The sequence below is a fragment of the Pyrodictium delaneyi genome (genome assembly GCF_001412615.1).
GTDB classification, from domain to species: domain Archaea; phylum Thermoproteota; class Thermoprotei_A; order Sulfolobales; family Pyrodictiaceae; genus Pyrodictium; species Pyrodictium delaneyi.
Genome location: NZ_CP013011.1, coordinates 72,637 through 94,371, shown reverse-complemented (window position 1 = coordinate 94,371; position 21,735 = coordinate 72,637). Strand labels below are relative to the sequence as shown.

22 protein-coding genes and 1 tRNA gene are annotated in these 21,735 nt (G+C 52.1%); 12 read left to right on the top strand and 11 right to left on the bottom strand.

Annotated elements, in window-relative coordinates; genetic code table 11:
* Positions 1 to 81 precede the first annotated feature (81 nt).
* On the top strand, positions 82 to 1,815 hold the full coding sequence (locus tag Pyrde_RS00600) for a M28 family peptidase (protein ID WP_055407314.1): 1,734 nt from the start codon (positions 82 to 84) through the stop codon (positions 1,813 to 1,815).
* On the opposite strand, the gene Pyrde_RS00595 is transcribed toward Pyrde_RS00600, so the two are convergent.
* Positions 1,812 to 2,672 (bottom strand): N-glycosylase/DNA lyase, encoded by an 861-nt coding sequence (locus Pyrde_RS00595; protein ID WP_055407313.1) that lies wholly within the window; start codon positions 2,670 to 2,672, stop codon positions 1,812 to 1,814. The genes Pyrde_RS00600 and Pyrde_RS00595 overlap by 4 nt on opposite strands.
* 314 nt (positions 2,673 to 2,986) lie before the next feature.
* On the opposite strand from Pyrde_RS00595, the gene Pyrde_RS00590 reads away from it, so the two are divergent.
* The 3 genes from Pyrde_RS00590 (at position 2,987) to Pyrde_RS00580 (ending at position 4,892) form a co-directional block, all read left to right on the top strand.
* Entirely contained in the window at positions 2,987 to 3,985 is a 999-nt protein-coding gene (locus Pyrde_RS00590; protein ID WP_055407311.1) for a DHH family phosphoesterase, read from the top strand.
* Complete coding sequence (locus Pyrde_RS00585) at positions 3,964 to 4,554, top strand: DUF429 domain-containing protein (protein ID WP_055407309.1); 591 nt, start codon at positions 3,964 to 3,966, stop codon at positions 4,552 to 4,554. The genes Pyrde_RS00590 and Pyrde_RS00585 overlap by 22 nt, the downstream gene beginning before the upstream one ends.
* Before the next feature lie 92 nt (positions 4,555 to 4,646).
* Positions 4,647 to 4,892: a ferredoxin gene (locus Pyrde_RS00580; protein ID WP_082419363.1), complete on the top strand. Its 246-nt coding sequence runs from the start codon at positions 4,647 to 4,649 to the stop codon at positions 4,890 to 4,892.
* A 115-nt stretch (positions 4,893 to 5,007) separates the two neighbouring features.
* On the opposite strand, the gene Pyrde_RS00575 is transcribed toward Pyrde_RS00580, so the two are convergent.
* Positions 5,008 to 5,736, bottom strand: a complete 729-nt coding sequence (locus Pyrde_RS00575; RefSeq protein ID WP_055407306.1) for an ERCC4 domain-containing protein — start codon at positions 5,734 to 5,736, stop codon at positions 5,008 to 5,010.
* Positions 5,737 to 5,880: 144 nt separating this feature from the next.
* Here Pyrde_RS00575 and Pyrde_RS00570 point away from each other — a divergent pair, with 144 nt between their 5' ends.
* From Pyrde_RS00570 to Pyrde_RS00560, 3 genes are all read left to right on the top strand, one after another.
* Complete coding sequence (locus tag Pyrde_RS00570; protein WP_055407304.1) at positions 5,881 to 6,411, top strand: SLOG cluster 4 domain-containing protein; 531 nt, start codon at positions 5,881 to 5,883, stop codon at positions 6,409 to 6,411.
* 67 nt (positions 6,412 to 6,478) lie between these two features.
* A complete protein-coding gene (locus Pyrde_RS00565) occupies positions 6,479 to 7,603 on the top strand; it encodes a M24 family metallopeptidase (protein WP_055407302.1) in 1,125 nt (374 codons plus the stop codon).
* A 170-nt stretch (positions 7,604 to 7,773) separates the two neighbouring features.
* Positions 7,774 to 8,946 (top strand): DUF763 domain-containing protein, encoded by a 1,173-nt coding sequence (locus tag Pyrde_RS00560; protein ID WP_055407301.1) that lies wholly within the window; start codon positions 7,774 to 7,776, stop codon positions 8,944 to 8,946.
* A gap of 22 nt (positions 8,947 to 8,968) precedes the next feature.
* Here Pyrde_RS00560 and Pyrde_RS00555 read toward each other — a convergent pair whose 3' ends face one another.
* The 4 genes from Pyrde_RS00555 to Pyrde_RS00540 all read right to left on the bottom strand — a co-directional run bounded on the left by Pyrde_RS00555 (position 8,969) and on the right by Pyrde_RS00540 (position 12,380).
* Entirely contained in the window at positions 8,969 to 9,364 is a 396-nt protein-coding gene (locus tag Pyrde_RS00555; RefSeq protein WP_055407299.1) for a 30S ribosomal protein S8e, read from the bottom strand.
* Between the two features lie 44 nt (positions 9,365 to 9,408).
* Entirely contained in the window at positions 9,409 to 10,002 is a 594-nt protein-coding gene (gene yjjX, locus Pyrde_RS00550; protein WP_055407297.1) for an inosine/xanthosine triphosphatase, read from the bottom strand.
* A 79-nt stretch (positions 10,003 to 10,081) separates the two neighbouring features.
* A complete protein-coding gene (locus Pyrde_RS00545) occupies positions 10,082 to 11,422 on the bottom strand; it encodes an RsmB/NOP family class I SAM-dependent RNA methyltransferase (protein ID WP_055407295.1) in 1,341 nt (446 codons plus the stop codon).
* Between the two features lie 46 nt (positions 11,423 to 11,468).
* The gene (locus tag Pyrde_RS00540; RefSeq protein ID WP_055407293.1) at positions 11,469 to 12,380 is read right to left on the bottom strand and encodes a ketopantoate reductase family protein; all 912 of its coding nucleotides are present in this window, start codon (positions 12,378 to 12,380) and stop codon (positions 11,469 to 11,471) included.
* A 130-nt stretch (positions 12,381 to 12,510) separates the two neighbouring features.
* On the opposite strand from Pyrde_RS00540, the gene Pyrde_RS00535 reads away from it, so the two are divergent.
* The 3 genes from Pyrde_RS00535 to Pyrde_RS00525 all read left to right on the top strand — a co-directional run bounded on the left by Pyrde_RS00535 (position 12,511) and on the right by Pyrde_RS00525 (position 14,738).
* Positions 12,511 to 12,930: an H/ACA ribonucleoprotein complex subunit GAR1 gene (locus Pyrde_RS00535; RefSeq protein WP_055407291.1), complete on the top strand. Its 420-nt coding sequence runs from the start codon at positions 12,511 to 12,513 to the stop codon at positions 12,928 to 12,930.
* Positions 12,927 to 13,808 (top strand): transcription initiation factor IIB, encoded by an 882-nt coding sequence (locus Pyrde_RS00530; protein ID WP_082419362.1) that lies wholly within the window; start codon positions 12,927 to 12,929, stop codon positions 13,806 to 13,808. Before Pyrde_RS00535 ends, Pyrde_RS00530 begins: the two co-directional genes overlap by 4 nt.
* 501 nt (positions 13,809 to 14,309) lie before the next feature.
* Entirely contained in the window at positions 14,310 to 14,738 is a 429-nt protein-coding gene (locus tag Pyrde_RS00525) for a helix-turn-helix transcriptional regulator (protein ID WP_055407287.1), read from the top strand.
* A gap of 55 nt (positions 14,739 to 14,793) precedes the next feature.
* Here Pyrde_RS00525 and Pyrde_RS00520 read toward each other — a convergent pair whose 3' ends face one another.
* Positions 14,794 to 16,020, bottom strand: coding sequence for a tRNA (guanine(10)-N(2))-dimethyltransferase (locus tag Pyrde_RS00520; protein WP_055407285.1), 1,227 nt, complete (start codon positions 16,018 to 16,020; stop codon positions 14,794 to 14,796).
* A gap of 217 nt (positions 16,021 to 16,237) precedes the next feature.
* On the bottom strand, positions 16,238 to 17,239 hold the full coding sequence (locus tag Pyrde_RS00515; RefSeq protein ID WP_055407283.1) for a methionine synthase: 1,002 nt from the start codon (positions 17,237 to 17,239) through the stop codon (positions 16,238 to 16,240).
* Between the two features lie 146 nt (positions 17,240 to 17,385).
* Here Pyrde_RS00515 and Pyrde_RS00510 point away from each other — a divergent pair.
* Positions 17,386 to 17,461 (top strand) — tRNA-Thr (locus tag Pyrde_RS00510).
* Positions 17,461 to 18,357: an integrase gene (locus tag Pyrde_RS00505; RefSeq protein WP_055407281.1), complete on the top strand. Its 897-nt coding sequence runs from the start codon at positions 17,461 to 17,463 to the stop codon at positions 18,355 to 18,357. The genes Pyrde_RS00510 and Pyrde_RS00505 overlap by 1 nt, the downstream gene beginning before the upstream one ends.
* Here Pyrde_RS00505 and Pyrde_RS00500 read toward each other — a convergent pair.
* Genes Pyrde_RS00500 through Pyrde_RS00490 form a run of 3 tightly spaced genes read right to left on the bottom strand, consistent with a single transcriptional unit; the run spans position 18,340 to position 21,735 of the window.
* Positions 18,340 to 19,011, bottom strand: a complete 672-nt coding sequence (locus Pyrde_RS00500) for a DUF5658 family protein (protein ID WP_055407279.1) — start codon at positions 19,009 to 19,011, stop codon at positions 18,340 to 18,342. The genes Pyrde_RS00505 and Pyrde_RS00500 overlap by 18 nt on opposite strands.
* 3 nt (positions 19,012 to 19,014) lie before the next feature.
* Entirely contained in the window at positions 19,015 to 19,302 is a 288-nt protein-coding gene (locus tag Pyrde_RS00495) for a hypothetical protein (RefSeq protein WP_055410539.1), read from the bottom strand.
* A 48-nt stretch (positions 19,303 to 19,350) separates the two neighbouring features.
* Positions 19,351 to 21,735: a hypothetical protein gene (locus Pyrde_RS00490; RefSeq protein WP_055407278.1), complete on the bottom strand. Its 2,385-nt coding sequence runs from the start codon at positions 21,733 to 21,735 to the stop codon at positions 19,351 to 19,353.

Here is a 21,735-nt window from a genome sequence, read left to right as displayed (position 1 = left end):
TAAATTAGTTACCCATAGCGCCATGCACGTATATCATTATTGTAGCTATATTGCTTTTCTTAGTGGGGCGTGATAGACACTTTGCAGACAACCAACAGCATCATAGATATGCTACAGTCTACAATTAATCGACTTATTGTTCATGGCGAGGCTCCGGCCGGTACACGTGCCGAGCACCGTCTCGCGGAGGAAATTAAGAGCATATTCGAAGAACAGCTCAACTTGACTGCAAGACTCATAGGGGTCCCAGTGGTGGTTTGGAGCGACGAGGGGTCTAGTGTCTATGGCTGTGGCTCCGAGCTCCAGGCCGTAGCGTGGCCCGCATATCCGGGTGGAGTAGTTGAGGGAGAAACTGTAGTTATCCAGGGGCTAGACGAGTTACGTGAAAGGGACGTAGCAGGGAGAATAGTGGTCTCTGAGGCTCCCCTGGATCCCGACGAGGCTGTGGCTTTCTATCGTGTTGCCCGGGCTCGGGGTGCAATAGGTTTAGTATTCTACGACCAGTTCCCTGGGAGGTTTAGACGGATAGTTGTAGTTGATGCACCATTTACGTTGTCTTCTACAGGACTAGCTGGTATACCTGTCGTGCATATTAGGCGTGAAGACTCCCGGAAGATAGTAGAGTGTAGACGTCTTAAACTAGTGCATGGAGGGCGCTTAGAGAGCGGGTATGGGTATACGGTCGAAGCTATTCTAGAGCTTGGGAGTGGAGATTACGAGGTTATAGTGTCTGCTCACCATGATCATTGGCTCTCTGGGGCTAATGACAACCTGGCTGGTGTAGCTGCTATACTGGCTGTAGCTAGGCTTCTCTCTTCTAGGCGCGGTGTGGGGCGTGTAAGGCTCGTCAGTTTTACTGCTGAAGAGTTTGGCGACCCTGGGCTTCCTGGCTGGTACTGGGCCTATGGCTCGCGTAAGTACGCCGAGATGCTCGAGGCTATGGGGATACTAGACAACGTAGTAGCGGTCCTAAACTTTGACATTGCCGGAGCTAGTAGCGTCTCGCTCTACTCTACCAGCATGCTTAAGCGCATCCTGGCACATCTCGCGGATAGAATAGGGTTCAAGTTTAGCTCGCTCGAGCCCGATACTACTGATAGTGATAGCTACAGTTTCTCGTCTCTGGGCATCGAAGCCGCTACAGTCATGGGCTACGACACGTGGCTGGAGTTCTATCATACAGACGTAGATACACCAGAGAAGCTAGACTACAACAAATTGGCTACGCTCGTAAAACTCTACACAGAAGCCGCCATAGAGCTGCTAGAGAGGGGCTGGAAGGCGTTTAGCTACAGTGAGTACGCAAAGGAGCTATACATACACCTTCGCGATTTTCCCCCGCTAGCAGCGAGCCTCTATAGGCTGCAGCGGGCAATATCGATAGCCGAAGCACATGGACTCCATCATATACTCGCAAACTCATATCGTAGGCTTAACAGGGTCCTACCGACCGTGGTCTATAGCGAAAAGCGTTCTGGGGCTGTAGAGCTAGAGAGCTATATTGCGCCCCCGCTACTGTACCTAAGCGATCTAAGAACGATACGAGAGGCAGAGAATAGGGCTAAAGGAGGCAACTGTCAGGAGGCAATTACTATCCTCGAAAAGCTAGATATTTTTCGCGTGACTAGCCACGGTAGACTCCTACCTTCGCCTGGCGAGGGGCTAGACTTTGCTGGCTGCGATAATCTAGAGCGCATACTAGATGTGCTTGAGCGTGTTACACGACATCGCCTCTGGGAGTCGAGCATAGCTGCGGCAAGGAGTGTGGACGAGGTATACGAGTCTATAGTAAGGTCTATCCCCGCCAACGGCTAGGCGTAGGGATCACGGTATATCACTTGACTCGCTATTTGCCTGGCTGTGCTCCAGTCCACGATACCCTTACTGTAGCCTACCAGTTTACGAGCAAACTCATCGCGTGCATACTCTAGTCCTCTTCGTAGATGTCTTTCTATACCGTGCGCTGGAAGCCAGACTACAGCGTCTAAGTGTAGTGCCGGTATACCCGACTCGCGCGATACTTCATGCCATGCTCTGACTGCGTCTAACCTATACCTTGTGAACACCTTGTCAGGGGGAGCACCTATAATGCCCGAGGCCGATGTTAATAGGGCCATGCGTCTGTCTAGCGGTATGGGTATGTCATCTTTGCCCACTACATCTATGCCTAGCGCTCTGTAGGCATAGTAGGCCATCTTGGCCGCGAATACTATGGTTTTCTCCTCGGGGCGGGCGCCAAGCGCGTCTGCTAGTTCTCTGACTAGGACACTTAGGTCTCTATATCGCCCTGGTTCCTGTAGTATGCTTTCGAGAATCCTGGAGGCCCGTTCCAGCCTTCTAGCCTTCTGGACCGTGACCATTCTATTGCCACGGCTCTCTGCAAGGAAGAGCTTCATAGCGTCTACCAGATCCTTGCCGGTGGAGGGGGTCTGGATACGTGAAGCCCATTCAGCGAATTCTAACCAGTACCTCTCGCCAGGCAAGCTAAGCCTATAGCTGACTAATGCGTTAGCTACTGCAAACGCGACAGCTCTATCTCCGTGCACATATACTAGCTTCTTTACTGCCACGTACTGAGGGTCATTGAGCTCTATGACGTCGATTGCGGAAGCCGGTATATTTCTTAGCGCTCGGGCTACGGATGATATTCGAGCCCTATCGACTATAACCAAGGCCTTTATACACCCTTCTATGCCGCAGCCTTGAACTCCCTTCCTCTCGGCAATAGCGTGATACTATATTAGGAGTGGCGATGCTAGCCTATATCCATCTTGGCGAGTAGCCGGTGAAGATAGACACCGGCGTGAGCCCCACTCCCGGGGCTATGAGCGGGGTCGGCGTCGCTGAGGCTCTACATTACTAACCAAGGCTCTTCTAGGCCACACAGTTTATGCTCGAAACACTGGAGGCGAGCTGAACACCTATAGGGGCACGGATGATTAGCTCCGCCAACATAACTGGGGTCTGAGAAGGGGAGGAATGCGGCGTGACACAACGCTATACAATAATCACTCATACTGATCTAGACGGTATTGCTGCAGCCGCTATATATCTACGTCTAGCCGGCGCAGAGCCTGACGTGGATGCATCTGTGATATTTGCTGAGCCCTACAAGTTACACCGCGTGCTACCCGATATAGGTGACACAGCTAGAATGGCAATAATGGATCTGGGTCCAAATACTGGCACGTTTAACGATGTACTCAACTCCATAGCTGCTTTAAGGAAGAAGGGTATAGTAGTAGAGTGGTACGACCATCACCGGTGGAAAGAAGAGTGGATAAAAAGCCTAAAATCGCTAGGCGTCAAAGCCTATATAGACACCTCCACTTGTGCTGCTGGTGTTGTTGCTAAGTACGCACCACAAGAACTCGAAGCAGAGCCCGACGATTTCATAACAAGACTTGTCAGGGCGACATGTGCAGCCGACCTATGGAAGTGGGACGACCCGCTTGCACCCCGCCTGTATCGCGTTATAGACCGTTACCGTGGCGGGAAAGGCGACAAGTGGAAGCGCATGATACTACGTGGCTTCTGGGAGGGCAGTTTTTGGTGGCCAGAACTCGATGATGCTCTTAACGAGTACCTGGAGAAAGAGTTTGCCGGGTTCAACGAGGCGCTGAGAAACGTTATTGTAGCTGATATACGTGGTTGCCGTATACTGTTTGTGCTTAAACGCTCCGGTCCACCTAACGCTAGTATCCTAGGGAATAGTCTTCTCGACCGCTACTCTGGAGACATCGCTGTTATCGTGAGGCGCAAGGGGCGCGGCATAAGCCTTCGCTCCCGGAACATCAACGTGCGAGAGATAGCCGTGAGACTCGGTGGTGGTGGCCACCCGCGTGCAGCTGGTGCTCCTCTGGAGATGCCCCTATACTATAAGGTACTGGCTTTCTTCTGGCCTAGAGCAAGGTTGTACTATGCTAAGCGTCTAGTGGAAAAAGCAGTGGAGGAGCTAGGCGGTTGCCCTGCTTTGCAGGAGTAGACCTAGCTGCTTCTCCTAGGAGGCCTAGCGGCGTAGCAATTGTATGCACTACTTCTCCCACTGAGCATTTGCACATAAAGAGGCTTACAATGCTCTATAGCGACGCCGAAATAACCGAGTTGATCCTCAGAGACCACGCTAGGATGGTTGCTATCGATGCACCACTATCATTGCCTCCTGAAGGGCAAGGTTTCCGTAATGTTGAGCGCCAGCTGTTATCTCTTGGCGGACGTCTCCTCCCACTTACGCTTAGCTCGATGCGGAAGCTCGCCCTAAGAGCAATAAAGCTCAAAGAAGCACTAGAAAAAGCCGGCGTTGTAGTTATTGAGACGCACCCCTCTAGTGTTCTGCGGATAGCTGACTGTAGCTACATCGACGTATGCAACTTATTCGGCCTACATCTTCCCCGAGAGGCTTCTAGGCATGAGGAAGACGCTCTTGTAGCTGCTCTTGTAGCGTTTTGTGCTACCAGGGACTGCGGGTATAGAGTTGAGGGTTCCGACGGAGCAATATATGTACTACGACCTGGTATATGCAGAACCTTAAGCAGCTTCAGCACTAGATTCTAGCAGCTCCCTCTGTCTGCTATAGCCGGCTAGACTAGGCTAGATAACTGTTAAAATCTCCTCCTTGAGGCCACCCTAGAAACGGTGAACCCGTCGTGACCGAAGCTAAGATACGTGTATGGATCGATCGCGAGCAGTGCATAGCAGACATGGTATGTGTAAGCCTCTGTCCTGATGTCTTCGAAATGAGTGAGGAGGATGGCAAGGCACAGATAGCTGCTAAGTGGCGTGTAGACAGTAATAACCCTGCCGAGGGCCTCGTGCCCGCTGAACTCAAGGACTGTGTATCCGCAGCTGTCGAAGCCTGCCCTGTAAGCATCATACACTTCGAGGAGAAGTAAAGTAATAGGCACCGTCTTGCTCCAAATTTTTAGTTCAAGCATGCTTTCTACAAAACTATCACGCTCTAAACCTGCAATCAACATTTAAATTATCGGAGTCCAGCGTATAGCAGCCTTACGTCTTCTTGCTCTCCCCTTCCGGGCTCCAGATGGTATTGAATATAGCATATATCTCCTTGGCGCGTTTCTCACCGATACCCTCAACACTCATCAGCTCTTGTATGCTCGCATTAGCTATCCTGCGGAGCGTCTTAAACCTCTCAAGGAGACGGCGAGCTAGTGTAGGACCCACAAGGCCCTCCGCTACATAGAGTATACGTTCATTGAGAGTAAGCGGTTTCTTCTCAACACGTAGTCTTAGAATCCGCTTCTCTTCTGTCTTGCCTAGACTTCTCGCCTTTGCCGCTATCCATGCAGCAGTGGCCTTCTTATTGTGCGTCGGTATGACAGGTATACCCCAGTCCAAAACGAGTTCATCTAGTATCCGTAGGAGGGCTGCGATATTCCACTTCGTGCGCTTCTCTATAATGCCAAGCCAGCCTTCAAGAACTATTACCGGTCTCACTCCCTCCTTCTGAGCGGCTTCACGCAGAAGCCGAGCCTGGTCCCATATCCTATTGTCTCTCACACTGTTAGCGAAGTCCGTCACAGTTTTACGTTCTACTAGTAACGCCTTCCGCTGATCTCCTGCTAGCAGGTAGTAGTCGCCAGCCTCTAGAGCCTGCACCGCTACACGGAGTCCTTTACGCTTCAGCTCTTCAACTATATCCTTGTTCTTAGCCGCCTCTCGACTGTCGACAACAACGTCTACAGGGTAAAGTATCTGCTCAGAAAGTATACCCAATGATCATGCCCCGGTAAGAAATCATTGTACACTACCCGGGGGTTTCTTAGCGGCATCGTACTACATTCATATTGGGGCACCCTTAAGGTACAATGTGCGATAAGAGTACCCTCTCTGCCTACCTTATTCCCCGAGTGTGGGAGTATGGCTCTCCAAGTGGTCGTAGCAGCTTATAGCGGCAGCGTATCGGAGAAGCAGCGTGAACATGCACGCCAGCTTATAGCTGGGATAAAGGCATGTCAACCAGACTCCGTTATACTGCTTGGCGGATATAGAGGACTTATGCGCGAAGTAGCTGACGTTGCTAGAGAAGCTGGACTTCCAGTAGTGTTTGTCATTCCACGCGGCTACGAGGAGGATATGTATCCCGAGGGTTCTATAGTGATTAGAACCGGGCTTGACACGCGTGAAAGGAGTAGTATTCTCGTACGCAGTGGGGACGTCCTCGTAGTGCTTGGTGGAGCTATAGGAACACTCTTCGAGGCCTTCATAGCCTGTAGCTACGGGATACCTGTACTCTTCTTAAGGGATACAGGGCTGCCCTCCGACAGGTTTGCGGAGTGCTATAGCGATGGTGTTCTCGACGAGCGTATAGGCCGCTGCATAGAGTATTTTAACTCTATAGACGAGCTTATAGAAAGGCTCTGTGGCTACACAGCGCATAGAAGCCCTTAATTGCTATGCCTCTACCTGCAAGGGGAACCGGCTATAACTTGATCCCAACTAGGCAAGGTGTCATAGTATGCGCCACCATCTACTTCGCAAGCTACGGAACATCATAGAGGAGAAGAAGGGCTGCGGCATAGTAGTATCTACTGAGGCTAGTCTATTCTACTTCACGGGGTTTAGAGGACCCGGTTATCTAGTCTACCGTGCCGACAATGACTCGTTTACACTACTAGTCCCCGCGCTAGAGTATCTGCGTGCCAGGAAGGCTATAGCCGAGGAGGCACTAGAGAGCTACGTAGATGTAGTAGCCTTTACTCCCTATGGGCTTCCTAACGGCCTAGTTCTAGACTCCGCCGAGTTCAAGCTAATGACCGGCAAGGCGAGCGAGATCATATCATCCATGCTGCCGAGGGGCTGCAGACTGCTCCTAGAGACCGACTCGATTACGCTTCTAAAGAAGCTCGAGAAAGCTTTCGCTGTAGAAGACATCTCGGACAACATAGAGGATATGAGGGCTATCAAGGAGCCATGGGAGGTAGAGAGAATAGAAGCCGCTGCAGAAATAGCCGAAGCCGCGCTCAACGCCGCGATTTCCAGCCTCGACTTCGGGGTGAGCGAGGCAGAGATAGCAGCCATTATAGAGTATGAGATGCGGAGAAGGGGTGCTCTAGACCACGCATTCCCGACTATAGTAGCGTTCGGCGAGAATACGGTCTATCCGCATGCAGAACCTTCCTCGAGACGCATACTCGACTATAAGCCTCAGCCCGTGCTAATAGATCTTGGCGCTGTGTACAAGGGCTATTGTAGCGATATGACAAGAACCATTATGGAGGGGGCTGATACTGAGTTTAGAGCTGTAGCTGAGGCTGTCCATGAGGCTGTCTATACAGCCGTAGATGTTATTAGGCCTGGCGTCACAGCCCACGAGGTTTACGAGGCTGCACGACGTGTACTAGCCTCAAAGGGTTTCGACAAGTACTTCATACATAGTCTAGGACATGGTGTGGGCATAGAGGTTCACGAGAAGCCACGGATATCCTACAAAGATAATACAGAGCTCCAAGAAGGGATGGTTATAACAATAGAGCCTGGCGTATACATTCCCGGAAGGTATGGCGTTCGAATAGAGGAGCTTGTTCTAGTCACGCGTAGCGGCGCTAGGCTGCTGACAAAGTTTCCCTCTATACTGTGGTAAGAGAAGGTGCCGAAACGTGTTTACATTTCACCGGCCATCTTTTCGACACACTGTAGCCGTCAATGTCTAGATTTAAGCTCTTTAGACTTCTTCATCCCAGTATAGTTGGGAGCAGGTATCAAGAACGTGCTTGGGGAGTGTTTCGAGTAGTTGTAGCCGGGTATAGGGCTATGTGGGGTATTGCCGAGTTACCACTCCATGATGGCCACGTACCTGCATGGCTAGCCCGTTACATGAAAAAGTTGGCTAAAGCCATACTAGCTGTTACAGTAGAGATACATGGACCAGACAAAGTTGTAGAATGGTTTGCTGATCCTATATGGTTCCAGGCATTCAACAATGCTATTGGTATGGACTGGGATAGCAGTGGCTCTACAACAGTCACACTAGGCATCGTCAAGCAGGTAACTCTAGAAGATCCTAACCTCGGCATAGCGGTAGCCGGCGGCAAAGGCACGAAGGCTAGGGAAACTCCTCGCGAGATCGATGGTATAGCTGACACGTTTAACCTATCCTCCTCCACAGTCAAGGAACTCAAGCTCGTTTCAAGACTCTCAGCTAAGACCGATACCGTTCTCCTCCAGGATGGTTATCAGCTGTACCATCATGCCGTCATAGTATCCAGTACAGGTAAGTGGACCGTAATACAACAAGGAATGAATACAGAGAAGAGGCTTGCACGGCGTTACCACTGGTCGAAACCTCTGCCACCGATACCAACTCTAGAGCCTCATAGAGCTATAGCCTCTAACAGGAGAGAGGATTTCGTAATAGATATGACGAGCAAGATGAGCCGCGAGGCACGAGATACAATACTAGACCTCGTTCGCGACGACCCCCGCAGACTCCTGCACCAAATACACCAAGCATACATGGTCGTGAAGGGCGTCGCGCCTCTAACAATGTTCCAGACGAGCAGACCCACAAACTCCGTAGAAGCGTTGAAAAGGTATGCTAGGTATTATCGGCCTCAAAGTAGACCGCCACGCCATATAGAGCAGGTTCTAAGAAAGGTTTACGAGCTATCACCTAGGAGCATAGAGGAGCTTGTGCTGGTTGAGGGCGTTGGGCCTGCTACACTACGCAGCCTCGCACTGGTGGCCGAGATAGTCTACGGTGTCCCCGTGAGCCATAACGACCCCGCCAATGCTCCACTAGACCCATTTAGGTACGCCTATATAGCGGGAGGGAAGGACGGTATTCCATATCCATTCCGCCGTGATTACGCTGAGAGAGTTATAGAGTTTCTAGAAAATGTTCTAGCCGAGGCTAGGCTTGACGAGAAGAGTAGGAGGAGAGCATTAGAGAGAGTAAGGAGGCTGGCGAATATGCTTCCGCGCTAAGAAACATACAACTGGCTTATTGTTACTGTTTCTTCTCAAGTAGTATAGCGTTTATGACGCCGTCCTGGCCCGGGCGCGACGTGACTACCGCCTTGCCTAGCTCTGTCTCTATGATTGTACCTTTAGTTATTATGTTGGCGCGTGCGTAGTGCGGGTTCGCCGGAGTCTCTAGTACGCGTAGTATCTTTACCTTCTTGGCTGTCTTTGTTTCTGGGTCAACCACGTTGGCATAAGTCGCACGCTTTAGCCGGACCTTATAGTTGCCGCCACGTACTCTTATGAGCTGGCGTACCTCCTTATCTGCTAGCCTTGTGTGTGTCGGGTACCTACCCATCCAGTACTTCCTCTTGACCTTCTGGTGTGGCCACTTCCTACCTCCGGTAGGCTTCTTGAGATCGTTACCCTGGTATACGCCCATCCTAGCCTTCGCCCCCGGCGGTAATGCGACCAGTGCTTGCCTACCTATAAGCTCTGCTTCTCCCGTCTTAACTTCTCTATTACCTCGTCCACTCGTGGCAGACTCGTGTAGAGGCCGGGGTTTAGTCTAGGTACTAGAGCCATTACTACCGCACTATAGGTGAGGTCTGTCCGTGTTACTAGACCTGCTGTGAGGTAACCTATGAGACCTAGCTTCTCGCCGATGCCCTTACGCCCTGTAACCCTTGCTGCTATAGCTCCTAGCTCTACTCGTTTACTTAGCTCCGTGGCCCAGCTACGAGGGAGCGGGAATGCTTGACTCAGCCCTATCGTGACGTAGCCGTCCCGGTCGACTATAGCTGCCGCCTGGAGTTCTAGGGGCTCTATATCGGTCTCTACTACGCCTGCTTCAACACCTACACCGTAGTCGGCATCTAGCTTCTTTAACGCGTTAGAAGCCCGGTTTACAGCCCCTAGTATTATTTCGTGCGCGCCAAGCGGCTGAGGTGGGACACCACTCTCTACTTCCACTCCGCGTACATCAGCTAAGCATAGCAGTCTTATTGCGCGTCTTACAGCGTTCACTTTCACAGGATTAGCCGACCCAACGGCTATTAGACAGGGGTGCTGCGTCGTCAACCCTCTCTATACCCTGCAATATAGCATGATCCAGCGCCGGGGATATACGTGCTTACAGTGCCCCGGGAGGGCAGGTTGGCTAACGTTTACGGAGTAGAGCGTAGAAGAAGCCAGTTGTATCATGCCGGTGCGGCCAGGCCCTCATAGTGCCGGGTAGCAGCGGGGACTCGTCGTAAGGACCCTGGAGCGGCACTAGCTCAACATCTTTTCTATTCTCCAGGATCCATTGTATATTGTACTCGCCCTCCTCGGGGAGAACACTACACACGGTATAGAGTAGAAGCCCGCCAGGCTTCAGGATCTCAATCGCCTCAACTAACATAGCACGCTGTCTCTCCACTTGCTTCTTTATTGCCTCTTCTGTCAGTCTCCAGCGAGCTTCTGGATGCTTAGCTAGCGCACCTGTGCTCGTACATGGTGGGTCGAGGAGTACACGGTTAGCATGCAGGCGTAGAAACGTCGAAATCCTACGCGCATCCCCGATAACGGGTACTATGGAGGCTATTGTTCCCGTTTTCCTGGCCAGCTCTATGAGCCTTTCCATCCGATCGCTAAACACGTCTAGAGCCATTATAGTGGCTCTATTGGATGCTATTTCCGCTAGATGTGTAGTCTTTCCGCCCGGCGCCGCACACATATCAACAACGAGTTCTCCCGGCCTAGCGCCCAGCAGCTCGCCTGCAGCCGCACTCGCCTCATCTTGTGGCACTACTTCGCCGCGGAGCAGCGGCTTAAACCGGTTGTAGTCTAGCTGACCACGGTACCGTATATGCCAGGGCACTCTTGTGCTCTCCCAGGCTTCTACACCCATCTCTTCAAGCACGCGTAGAACTACCTTGACGCTAGCCTTTAGCCTGTTTACACGGAACCCTAGGATAGGCCTCCGCGTGTTAACAGCTTTTGCGAATAACTCTAGTTCTCCGCGATCAAGCAGTTTCTCAAGCCTCTTTATCAATAAGCCTGGAAGCAAGTATCGTAGCTCAAGCTCTTCTATCCTGCTTCGTGGCCTCCAGGGCTCCTTCTCGAGGCTCTTGTAAAGGTCTACTACGATCCCCGCTTTTTCCCCAAACCGAGCCTCTAGTAAGCGTACAATACCACCTATGAGTGCTCTGTTGAACTCTATATCGCCCACGTCATCGAATACGGCTAGCACTACCGCTAGTCTTGTAGATTGGCGGAGTGCAACGGGAAGCCTAGAGAGGTTGAGTCTGAGCCGCTCTTCTGCTATCTTGTCTAGGATGCCTTGCATACGGTATATCTTATAGAGCAGAGCGGTGAATATCGTATCGTAGCGCGTTCCAAGTACGCCATACTTGCTGAATACTCTCCTCTTTACTACTTGGAAGGGCTTTATCCTCTCAGATTCCTCGAGAACCTCTATAAACGCCTTTACGTGCTTTTTGCCAAGCTTTATAGCCATTACTGCACACCGCTACACATATTCACATTGAGCGCTAGGTGCACCACTAGGCTGTTATCATACTCTCCTCAATAGCCTTGATTGTTAGGTAGATGGAGTCTATGTAGGGCGTATATACGTCTAGCCTTATTGCCTGCCGTAGGAGGTATCCGAGTATGTAGTCGGCCTCTGTCTCTCTACGCTCATTAACATCTTGTAGCATCCTTGGCATACACCCCTTAATGCCCGCAGCCTCCTCTAGGGCTTCGCTAGCACTCCTCCAAAGCTTTACACCAGCCTTCTCGGCTACTCGCTCAGCCTCGCTAGCTACTAGTGTTGCCAGCTCACGTGCATGTCGAAGTCTCCAGAGCTTCGAGTAGGGGAGGCCTAGTATGGCTGAGACGGGCTGAATAGCTGAGGCCACGATACAGTAGTCCCAGAGTAGTTCTCTAAGAGAGCTGCCTCGGTGCTCCATACGTAGACCTGGAGCCCGGATAGCAGCTGTTACCATTGCTGCATTGGGGTCCGCTAGCGCTATACGTAGAACGCCTGCTCCTGGCCACTCAACCGCATCAATGCCTATCCTTCTGATACATGTATATAGGCCTAATACGCCTACGATCCTGACACCAAGCTTTTCGCCGAGCTCTAGAATGAACGGCGACGGCTGTACAACAAGTACACCCCCGTTGGGCGAGAGTAGCCTTTTGGCAGCACTCAACGCCTCCTCAGCATTATTCAACCTTGATGCTAGTACTATGTAGCTGTACTCGCCTCTAGCTGCTGTGACGTGCGCCACTGATACTTTAGCCCGGGCCTCGCCACCACCATGGTATACTCGTATCTCTCGTTGTACCAGGAGGGAGGCATCGTCCGAACTCAGACAGAGTAATTTTGGCCGGTACCCCGCCGAGGCTATACTAGCCGCAATGAATAAGCCTACAGAGCCGCAACCCATCACAGCCACGCTGCCAACCAAAGAACTCCTGCCCCTCGAACAGCCGGTACTACGAGTCCTGCATCTTTTAACCCCGTTTCCGCATCTATTCTGATTACTCCATTGTAACTAATAGGAGCCGCCCGCCACCCCTGGAGCGAGGGCACGTCTGATGCTGAAGAGGCTTGGCACGGTACTCCATACAACTCCCAGCGGCTACATAGTTGCCAAGATCGAGGAAGAACAAGTTCCACCCCTCAATACAGTAGTTTACGATGAAGACATGAACCGGGTAGGAGTACTCTTAGACATCATTGGGCCGGTTAAGTCTCCGTATGCCGTAGTCAAGCCCTCATCCCGCGAAGTGAGAGTCGAGAAAGGAGTGAAGCTCTACTATAGACCACCGAGTCCTCGCCGAAGACGGGCCAGGAAGCCAGCTAGAGCTGCGAAGGGTGCAAGAAAGCCAGTAAAACACCGAGATAGAAAGCAAGGAGAGCAAAAGCGCAGAAGGAGCAGAGGTGGCAAGCAGCCTAGACGTGGAGAGCGTAGAGGGGGTGGCGGGAGGCCGCGCGGCAGGAGGGGTTCAAAATGACTATGATGGATAAGTGTCCAAGCTGTGGCGGCCCTCTATCCATATATGCGCGTAGACAAAGTGACGGAAGACTCGTATGTACATCATGTGGTTTTGTGCTAGAGGAGTCGCCGATAGACTCGGGTCCAGAGTGGCGCAGCTTTACCGAAGAGGATAGGACGCGAAGGAGCCGTGTTGGCGCACCGCTTACCGCACGTGTACATGACAAAGGGTTAACCACGTACATATATGCTCCTCGGAGTGATATACGCGCAAGGAAGCTTGTCGCGATACAAGCCAGTCTCCGAAGTCATGGACACAAGAAACTCATTAAGGTTCTCCAGGAGGCCAACCGTGTCGCTGCACGACTACAACTTCCGTCACGTGTAGCAGAGACTATGGCACGGATTATTAGGCAACTCCAAAGCCTCGGCGTCTTGAAGAAGAACAACATCAACGAGTACTTAGCAGCTGCAGCTGTCGTTGCAGCCCGTATAGAGAGACACCCACTTACAATGCGCGACGTAGCCGAGACTCTCGGTCTAAGCGAGCAAGACGTATGGAGAGCTTACCGCCGAATTGTAACAAGACTCAAGGTTCGCGTCACAACCCCACCAAAACCCCAAATGTATGTATCAAAGATAGCCTCTAAGCTGGGCTTGAACGGCGAAGTAGAGGCGCTAGCTACCAGGTTCACCATAATGCTCGCAAGGACTGGCCTAGCACAGGGTAAGCCCCCAGAGGCGCTAGCAGCTGCAGCTGTCTACGTCTCGTCTATACTACTTGACCAGAAGAGGAACCAGCTAACAGTGGCAAAGGCTATAGGCGTAACCGACGCCACTATACGCAACAGGTACCGCGACATAGTGGACAACTTCTACATAGAGGTTCGTCTTTAAGTTAACCCCCTCTCTACTAATACGACACTCATGACTATGCAGCACACGATCCAACCTTTAATTAAATTGATTAAATACACTAACTAGATTTTGTCGTTAACTCTATGCGATTCCGTTCTACTCTCTCCCGTCTAATAGGAAGCAGATAGCATATAGACAGACCTGGTGCTAAACCCTACTCTATCCCATCCCGGTGGCAGCGTCCACACTACCTATACTGGCGACATTGAAGGAGAATCTGCATATCCACGGGTCTTAGCCTGCCTCTATTTTGTATTTGACACTATTTAGCCCCATAATAGGTGTAGATGCATTTTTGTAGAACCGGCCTCATAATGGCGTTAATGAGAGAGGTATGGATAAGGCCGTAGACCCAGATTGGGATAAGGTTATAGGGTGAGAGCAGACATAGTTAGGATTCATGGTGTCACCCCGGCTACCCCGGGAGATACTAACGATTACAAATGTAGAATCCGATTACGGGTGGGGGATCTAGGAGCCTTGGCAGCTGCTATAGAGCCCTCCGTTGGCGAGAGGAAAAGTCTTGAAGACCTCGAAGCCAAGGCACTTGAGATAATCAAGGCTCATGGCGATGAGGGCATATACCAGCACGAGCTATGGAAAACTCTAGGTCTAGATAGCAGAGAAGGTTCTAGGCTAGCCCTCCGTCTACTCAAGAAGGGCCTTATCACACGTGAGCCGACAGTACATAAAGGCAGAAGGACCTATAAGCTCTTTATAGCTAAACATGCAAAGCAAGCCATAAAGATTGAAATAAGAATAGGCAGTATCATAGAAGTGCCCTGCTTTAGTTGCAAGAATCTTGAGCGATGCCATAATGGTGGCTTCTTTGACCCGACAACATGCCCTCTACTGTCAAACTGGCTAACAGCCAAAATAGCACGACTAAAACAAGCAATGTCTATGTAGTATTAACATCATCATATAACAGTCCTACACAAACCGCAATAAAATATAGCCGTTCCTAGTTGTCATCATCCTCTCTAGCTATACGCGCTTGCATCTCTATAAGAGTATTTAGTACTTCTGTATGAGGTGCATTAGTTCTAAATCCTCGTGGATCAAAGTGGGTCCGGGCAGCCTTGTAGCCCTTGCGTCTAAGCGCTTCTACCATGCTGTCCGGCTTCGGCATGTTCATATGTAGGATACTGCAAAGCTTATCTAGTCTATAGTATGGCTTTGTTATCGTACACTCAAGGCTGAGTTGCTCGAATAGCTTAACTGCACGCTTAGGTTCTGCTAGTGAGCCGACCCTCTTATCTAGGGTTGAACGTAGCATCTCCATGAACTCTTGGTTGCATAAAGGACCAGTATAGAGCGGACCTACTATCTGCACAGTTCCACCACAGTAAGGACACCGTGTACGAGGATTATCGGTATAGCCTGTATAGCCACAATATGGACAGTATACTCCATAGCCCAGCTTAGAAAGACTATCATCAGCTCTTGACGCGCCTCGCCAGAGCTCAGCATAGACTCTTACATAATAGTCTGCATAATATGCAAGAAGTATGCGAACTCCATATTCGTGGCTTGCTGCTCTTCTTATTATGTAGCCAGCGAGCAGCCTTACTGCTTGCTCCTTCTCCCAGGCAGTACGAGCTGGCTGTACATCGTATCTCCGGCGTAGGGCACGTGGATGAGTGCCCGAGAGTGGAGCTGTGTCCGTGGCCGTAGCTGCTATTATACCACGTACGCTGATGGACTGTATTGCTGTGTCAAGAAAAGGTGCTGGGCTTCCAAACGGGTCTATGTCTATTATGGAGAGTCTTACTCCTTCTCTTCTCAGCTTAGCTAGGTATTCATTTGCGTCAGCACGCTCGACGGTTACGCGCTCTTGCACACCATTTGCCTCCACATTAAGCCTAGCTAAATATACAGCATCTGGATCTATATCAGCAGCGTATACTTGCGCATCAGCTTCTAGCGCATAACGTATAGCTCGGACACCGCTACCTGTCAACGGCTCGGCAACCACAAGTCTTTCTTGACCTATCATCTCCCGATAGGCATTAGCAACTAGTATCGCTATATCTCGATTGAATCGCATTTTGGGATTGTAAAATACCGGCGCCCACGCTGGCTCATATACTCCGTCTTTACGGCGATAGGCGTCAGGGTCTGGAACGATTATCTCAGCCTTTCCTTCCTTTATCCTTCTAGTTGGGTAAGGTAGCTTGCCGGACGCCATAGATGGCTGCCCTCATACTTCCTCTTCCTATATCTAATCATCACATCGCGATTGTGGCTGCTAGTAAGAGCAGTTAGAGGTCTAGAGTACTACACACTACACAATACGAAATACATAACTTTAATCATAAAGAGTAAAGAAGGGTTAAAACAACGAAATTGTGGCTATTCACCACTAGTGGATGGAGCCATGCGCCAGTGCTAAGTTCATTAGAAGGCTACTCGTAGCCTAGCTCGCGACGCACCTCACGCGCTGCCTTAACCATATTGCGTAGCTTCGCCTTGGCAATCTCTCTTGGGAGTCGTTTGACGCCACAGTCTGGGTCGATGTATATCTTCTCTGGTGGTATTATATCCATCTTTATGAGCTTGTAGATGTCGTTCTTTATCTCCTCGACGCTCTCGATACGTGTACTATGCACGTCTATTACGCCGTATCCTAGCTCCTTGTCGAACCCATACTCTTTGAGGTATGGCAGGAGGCGGAAGTTACTGTTCTTGAACTCTAGATCTATCTGGTCTACTGGGAACTCTAGTGCGTAAGGCAGTATCTTTTCTATCCTACCAAAACATATGTGTATAATCTTCTTGGCACTTATCCCTTTGAACATTATTTCTAGGGCTTCACGTAGGAGTTCAGCCTCCTCCTTATACGGCCTTGTAGACAGCGCTGGCTCGTCTACTTGTATGAACTCGGCACCCCTGCGTGCAAACTCTTCTATCTCGTGACGCAGTACGCGAGCCATCTCGAGTACTAGTTCTCGACGGTCTCCGTAGGCTAGGTCGAAGCTCCAGTCAACCATAGTGTAAGGCCCAGTTATTATGGCCTTGACTGGTCTACCCTGGGCTACGCTCCGGGCATACTCCCAGTCTGTCACAGCCATGGGGGCTATGTAGCTGAGCCTAGAGGCTACCACCGGCTTACGGAAGTATACGTTGTCAAAGATGCGGACCCAGTCGCCACTCTGATAGCCGCCTAGCCTCTCGGCAAAGTACACTACCATGTCTTCGCGCGCTTGCTCACCATCACTTATTACATCAACACCAGCCTCTATATGGTCCATAACGACGGCCTTTATAGCCGGCTTGACCAGCTCGTGGAACTCCTCCTCACTTATTAGCCCACGCTTTCTCTTCTGGATAGCTTGCTCGGCCTCCGGCAGCTTTGGGTAGCTACCGACAACTGTTGTAACGAGTGCCTTTGGCAGCGTGTAGCTCATTCTGTGTAGCCACCCCAGGGGAGGCGTACAGAGATGCTGCCAGAATAATACTGCTACTGCAGCCTAGGCGAAACCATATCACGGTAATAGGGCCGTAAGGGATTTACCTGGGGCTGTAGATAGAGCCGATACCACTGGAGCGTGCCGCCGTAGCTCAGCCGGCAGAGCGCCGCCCTGGTAAGGCGGAGCAAGTTCTTGACCTGTTATATCGCGCAAGGCGCATGGTCGAGCCGGGGTCATCGGGCCTGCCTGTTATATCGCTGCACTCGGGCCTGCTCCAGTCCTTTAGGCGGTGGCTCATAGAGAAGGAGCGTATAGAGGAGCGCACCGCGAACGACTACGTCTCGGCGCTGGAGAAGCTGGACTACCTGGACGAGGAGAAGGCCCTAGAGGCCCTCGGCAACGACAAGGCCTACAAGGCCGCCAGGAAGCTGGTGCAGTTTCTCTTCGAGACTGGGAGACTGAGCAAGGACGCCAAGGAGCGTTATCTCTCACTGCTGAAGCGCAAGACGGAGAGCAAGGTGTCGGAGCGCGTGGAGATAGACTGGGCAGAGCTAGTCTCGGCCCTGAGGGACGTGGCAGAGCATGTTAGGCCCGAATGGCGGCTATCACTCTACATACTATACTATAGCGGCGCCAGGATAGACGAGGTGCTCCGGATGATAGCCGAGTACGATCCCTCTAGACTAGAGATTCTCCCCGACGGCGTGGCGAGATATGGGCTCTTCTGGAAGCGTGGCAAGAAGCGCTGCGACTACATCTACTTCCCGGCCAGACTCTTAGAGGCTATAGAGGAGCACGCGGGCACGGTCATAGGCTACAAGACCTTTACGAGGCGGCTCACCAGGGACTTCGGCTTCGAGGCGTCCAAGCTGAGAAAGCTGCACCGCCAGGTATGCCGCCGTGTACTTGGCCGTGACGTGTGCGAGTTCTACCACTCTAGGCTAGGGAGCCTCAAAGTGGGCGACCTGGCCTACGAGAATCTCAGGCAGCTTGCAGACGCGAGCTATCCCGAGCTCCTTAAGATGCTGGAAGAGGGGCTAGAGAGGCCCGAAAAGTTTCGGGAGTTGCAGAGGAAGCCGCCGCGCCGGGCCGTAGTCCTAGCCCTCGCAGACTAGCCCCCAAACATTTTCGCCAGGCTCTATCTCTAGGCTCGCGTTCTTTACCTCGATGAACCAGTCTTGTGGCCCTACATTATCTATTCTATACTTCTCGCCGGGCTGCATCTCCAGCACGTCTATGACTGTGCAGTCCCTGACGTGGACTAGGAGCAGCGGGTAGTCCAGGCCTTCCATGGTGAAGGTTACTTCCGGCGGTGTCCCCCCTGGCCAGATGAAGGCTATCGCCGGGTGGTCGTAGCAGTAGTAGCCGCACTCCCTCTCCCTTTCTGTGTCAGCTATGTAGACCTGGAGCGTGTGGCCGCCAAGCTCTATGGTTGAGGTATTGTTGTAGAGCGCGTAGGCGTTGTGGGCGTTTATCGCTGCGGCTGCTAGGAAGACTAGAGCTAGCCAGAGCCCGAGTCTTGGGCTCCGCCTGGCTATGTGCCACGCTACCAGAATCTTGGCTGCCGAGAGTGCGAAGAAGAGTGTGGGGCTCGCGAGGAACAGGCGCACGAACGGATTAGTCTCGTGGGCGCCTAGACTGATAGCTGCTACTGTAGTGACTTGATCCAGGAATGCTGCGAAGGAAGCAAGATACGGAATGAGCGTAGAGGGAACGTCCCTACGCAAAAAGAGGTAAGCGAGGGTGCCGGCCACCAGGCTCTCCAGCACGGCTTACTCACCGCCACACTTCTCCATGAGCTCCTCTCTCTTGCGGTCTATGAGCCGGCGGGCCTTCAGCCGCTGCTCCACCGAGAAGCTGCTGTCCCTGCTGACCACGAGCTCTAGGAGATTCATCCTTGCCATTGCTGTTCTATAGGATATGCGTCCAGCCTCACAGTCCTCTATGATGCGGTCGGCTATGTCCTTGACTTCCGAGATGCGGTCTAGGCCTCTCCGGCCACGGTCATCTACGCATGGCGGGCTTAGGCAGTCGCGCCCCAGATAGACATTCCTTGCCATATCTGGTGCACCCTCTAGTGTAGAGAGCAGCGGATAGTGCAAAAAGCGCTATCTGGGGTAGGGGGCTGGCGCTGGCGGGTTCTGCATCAGCCTCACTATGATGGCTAGCAGGAACAGCGGTGCCATCGCGGCGAGCAAGTCCCACATGCTCGCGCTCTGCTGCGGCTGCTGCGGCACCGGCTGCTGTATCTCCACCTTCGCTGGCTGCTCCAGCGAGCCTACAATCTGCCCGATTGCGTACGAGTATGGTATCATCTTGCCAGCGTAGACGGCTCCGGCGCTCTTCCACTTGACGTAGTACGCCGGCGATGTCATGTTGAAGCTTGCCAGTGGTATACTATACCATGGTTTGCCATCGACATACACGAGAGCATCTTGATAATTGTTGCTGAAGAGCACCAGCACCTCGTCGCCGCTCGCGGGGGTCACTGAGATGTTTTGTGTAACCAGGCTGCCGTGCTGCTCGTAGATGAGCCCGCTGGACGGCTCCCAGGCCACGAAGTCGAATGTGGTAGGCCCGGCTGCAATGGTAGCGTTGCCTATGAACAGCCAGGCGTTGTAGACCATGTAGCTGTAGCCGTAGCTCCACCCCAGGTCGTCCACTCCCTCGGCGGGATTGATACGGTCGAACGTGGCTACGAGGCTGGCGAAGCTGTTCCCGGTGCCCCAGAGCTGCTCGTTCTTCAGCAGGATGTATATCACGATGGACTGGCTGAGCAGCGGCCTGGTGTAGCGCACGTATACCACGGCCTTCTCACCGTCGTTCTTTATGATGGCGAATGGCAGCGGCTGCATCGAGCTGTCCACTATGAGCAAGTCCTCGAGCGCAGGTGATAGCAGCCCCGCTCTAATCCAGTCGCCGATGGGCAGCTCCAGCCTGAACAAGTAGCCAGTATCCGTGAGGCTCTGCGGGAGATACGACAGCGTGATGTAGACCGGTATCCTATAAGCCCAGCTCCCGGAGACGCTCGCCGAGCTGATAGCCTCTACCGAGACTACTTCATACGGTCTAATGTCCCAGCCCGCCGTCATGCTGGCAGTGTAGTCCATCATAGTCCTGGTGTTCTCGAGGACTATGAGCTCGGCTATCTCCGCATGCCCGCTTATCATGGCGTTAGTGTCGTAGACGTAGAGCGCTAGCCACGTGGTGCCGTCTATGGTGATGTTGCCGGCCTCTGCGCCTGTGATGGTGGCGTTGCTTAGGTCGCCGCGGAGCAGCAGCGTTGAGCCTATGAGCTGCCCGAGGCTTATGTTGCCGTCTATCACAGCTACTCCGTTCACAACGCTGAAGCTCCCCGATACCGGCAGGATGCTGCCTATGTCCAATCTGGTTGCATATCTCACGTTGATTGGTGGTATCGCGTAGCGGTAGGGATAGTTTGCCACCAGGTCTAGGCTGACGCTGCTAGTGTTGTACATGGCCGGTGGGCTGAAGACCAGCAGCGTGTAGTTGCCAGCGCTCCTAGCCACGACGCCAGCCCACGCCGTTAGCGGACTCTTGATGTAGGCCGCCGGGTTGCTCATGCTTATGTTGCTTGGTAGCAGAAGCACGAGCGGCTTATCAATGTCTGTGCTGTTAGGGAACGTTATGCTCCACTGGCTGCTCTGGAGATAGTACGTCGCGCTACTACTGGTTGCAACTATGTCCGCGTAAGTGAGACTGTCAACAATATGAACTGTGTTTCCATTGTCCGCTGTAAACGAGTCGTTCACAACAACTGTCTTAGTTGTATATAGTGTCAATATGTACTCGTTCTGACCTGTTTCACAACTTCCACCATAGTTCGTGATTGTTGCAGTGACAGTCAGTAGTCCATGGACATACGAATATTTTGCAACTACGTTACACTGCGTCGGGTCGGGTCTGTTCACGGCCACGCCATTGATTGGCGAGCTGTAGACAGGCCGCTGCTCCCAACAGTACGTCGGTGACGGATAGCAGTAGTAGCTTGTCACGTAGCGCGCATACACGCTCAGGCTGCTATCGTCTATCGTTATTGATGACTGGAAGTCGAAGAAATACTTAGTGTTGACATCGAGCCGGCCATACCATCCCTTCGTGATGCTCGCCGCGTATCCAATCTTTAGCTGCTTCCCATCATACGTTATGCTTGCCGGATTAAACGTCATTGTGTATGTTCCGTTCGGAAACGTGCTATTAGTCGTGATTGTCACGCTCGCAGAGATGGAGTTCCACCATCCCGTGGTGCTGAGTGTTGATAGTGTGAGGCTCGGCTCCTCGCGCAGATACACCTTACCGGTGATGGGTGCCTGGAATATGATGTAGCTCTGGTTCGCGTCCCACCAGTACGACGTCACATAGACTGTCTGCCCGCTGCCGTCCACGTAGAAGACTCTGTATGGAGTGCCGCCGGTGTATACTGCGTACCAATGTCCCTGGACTACGTCCAGGTAGTAGACGTTCTGGAGCAT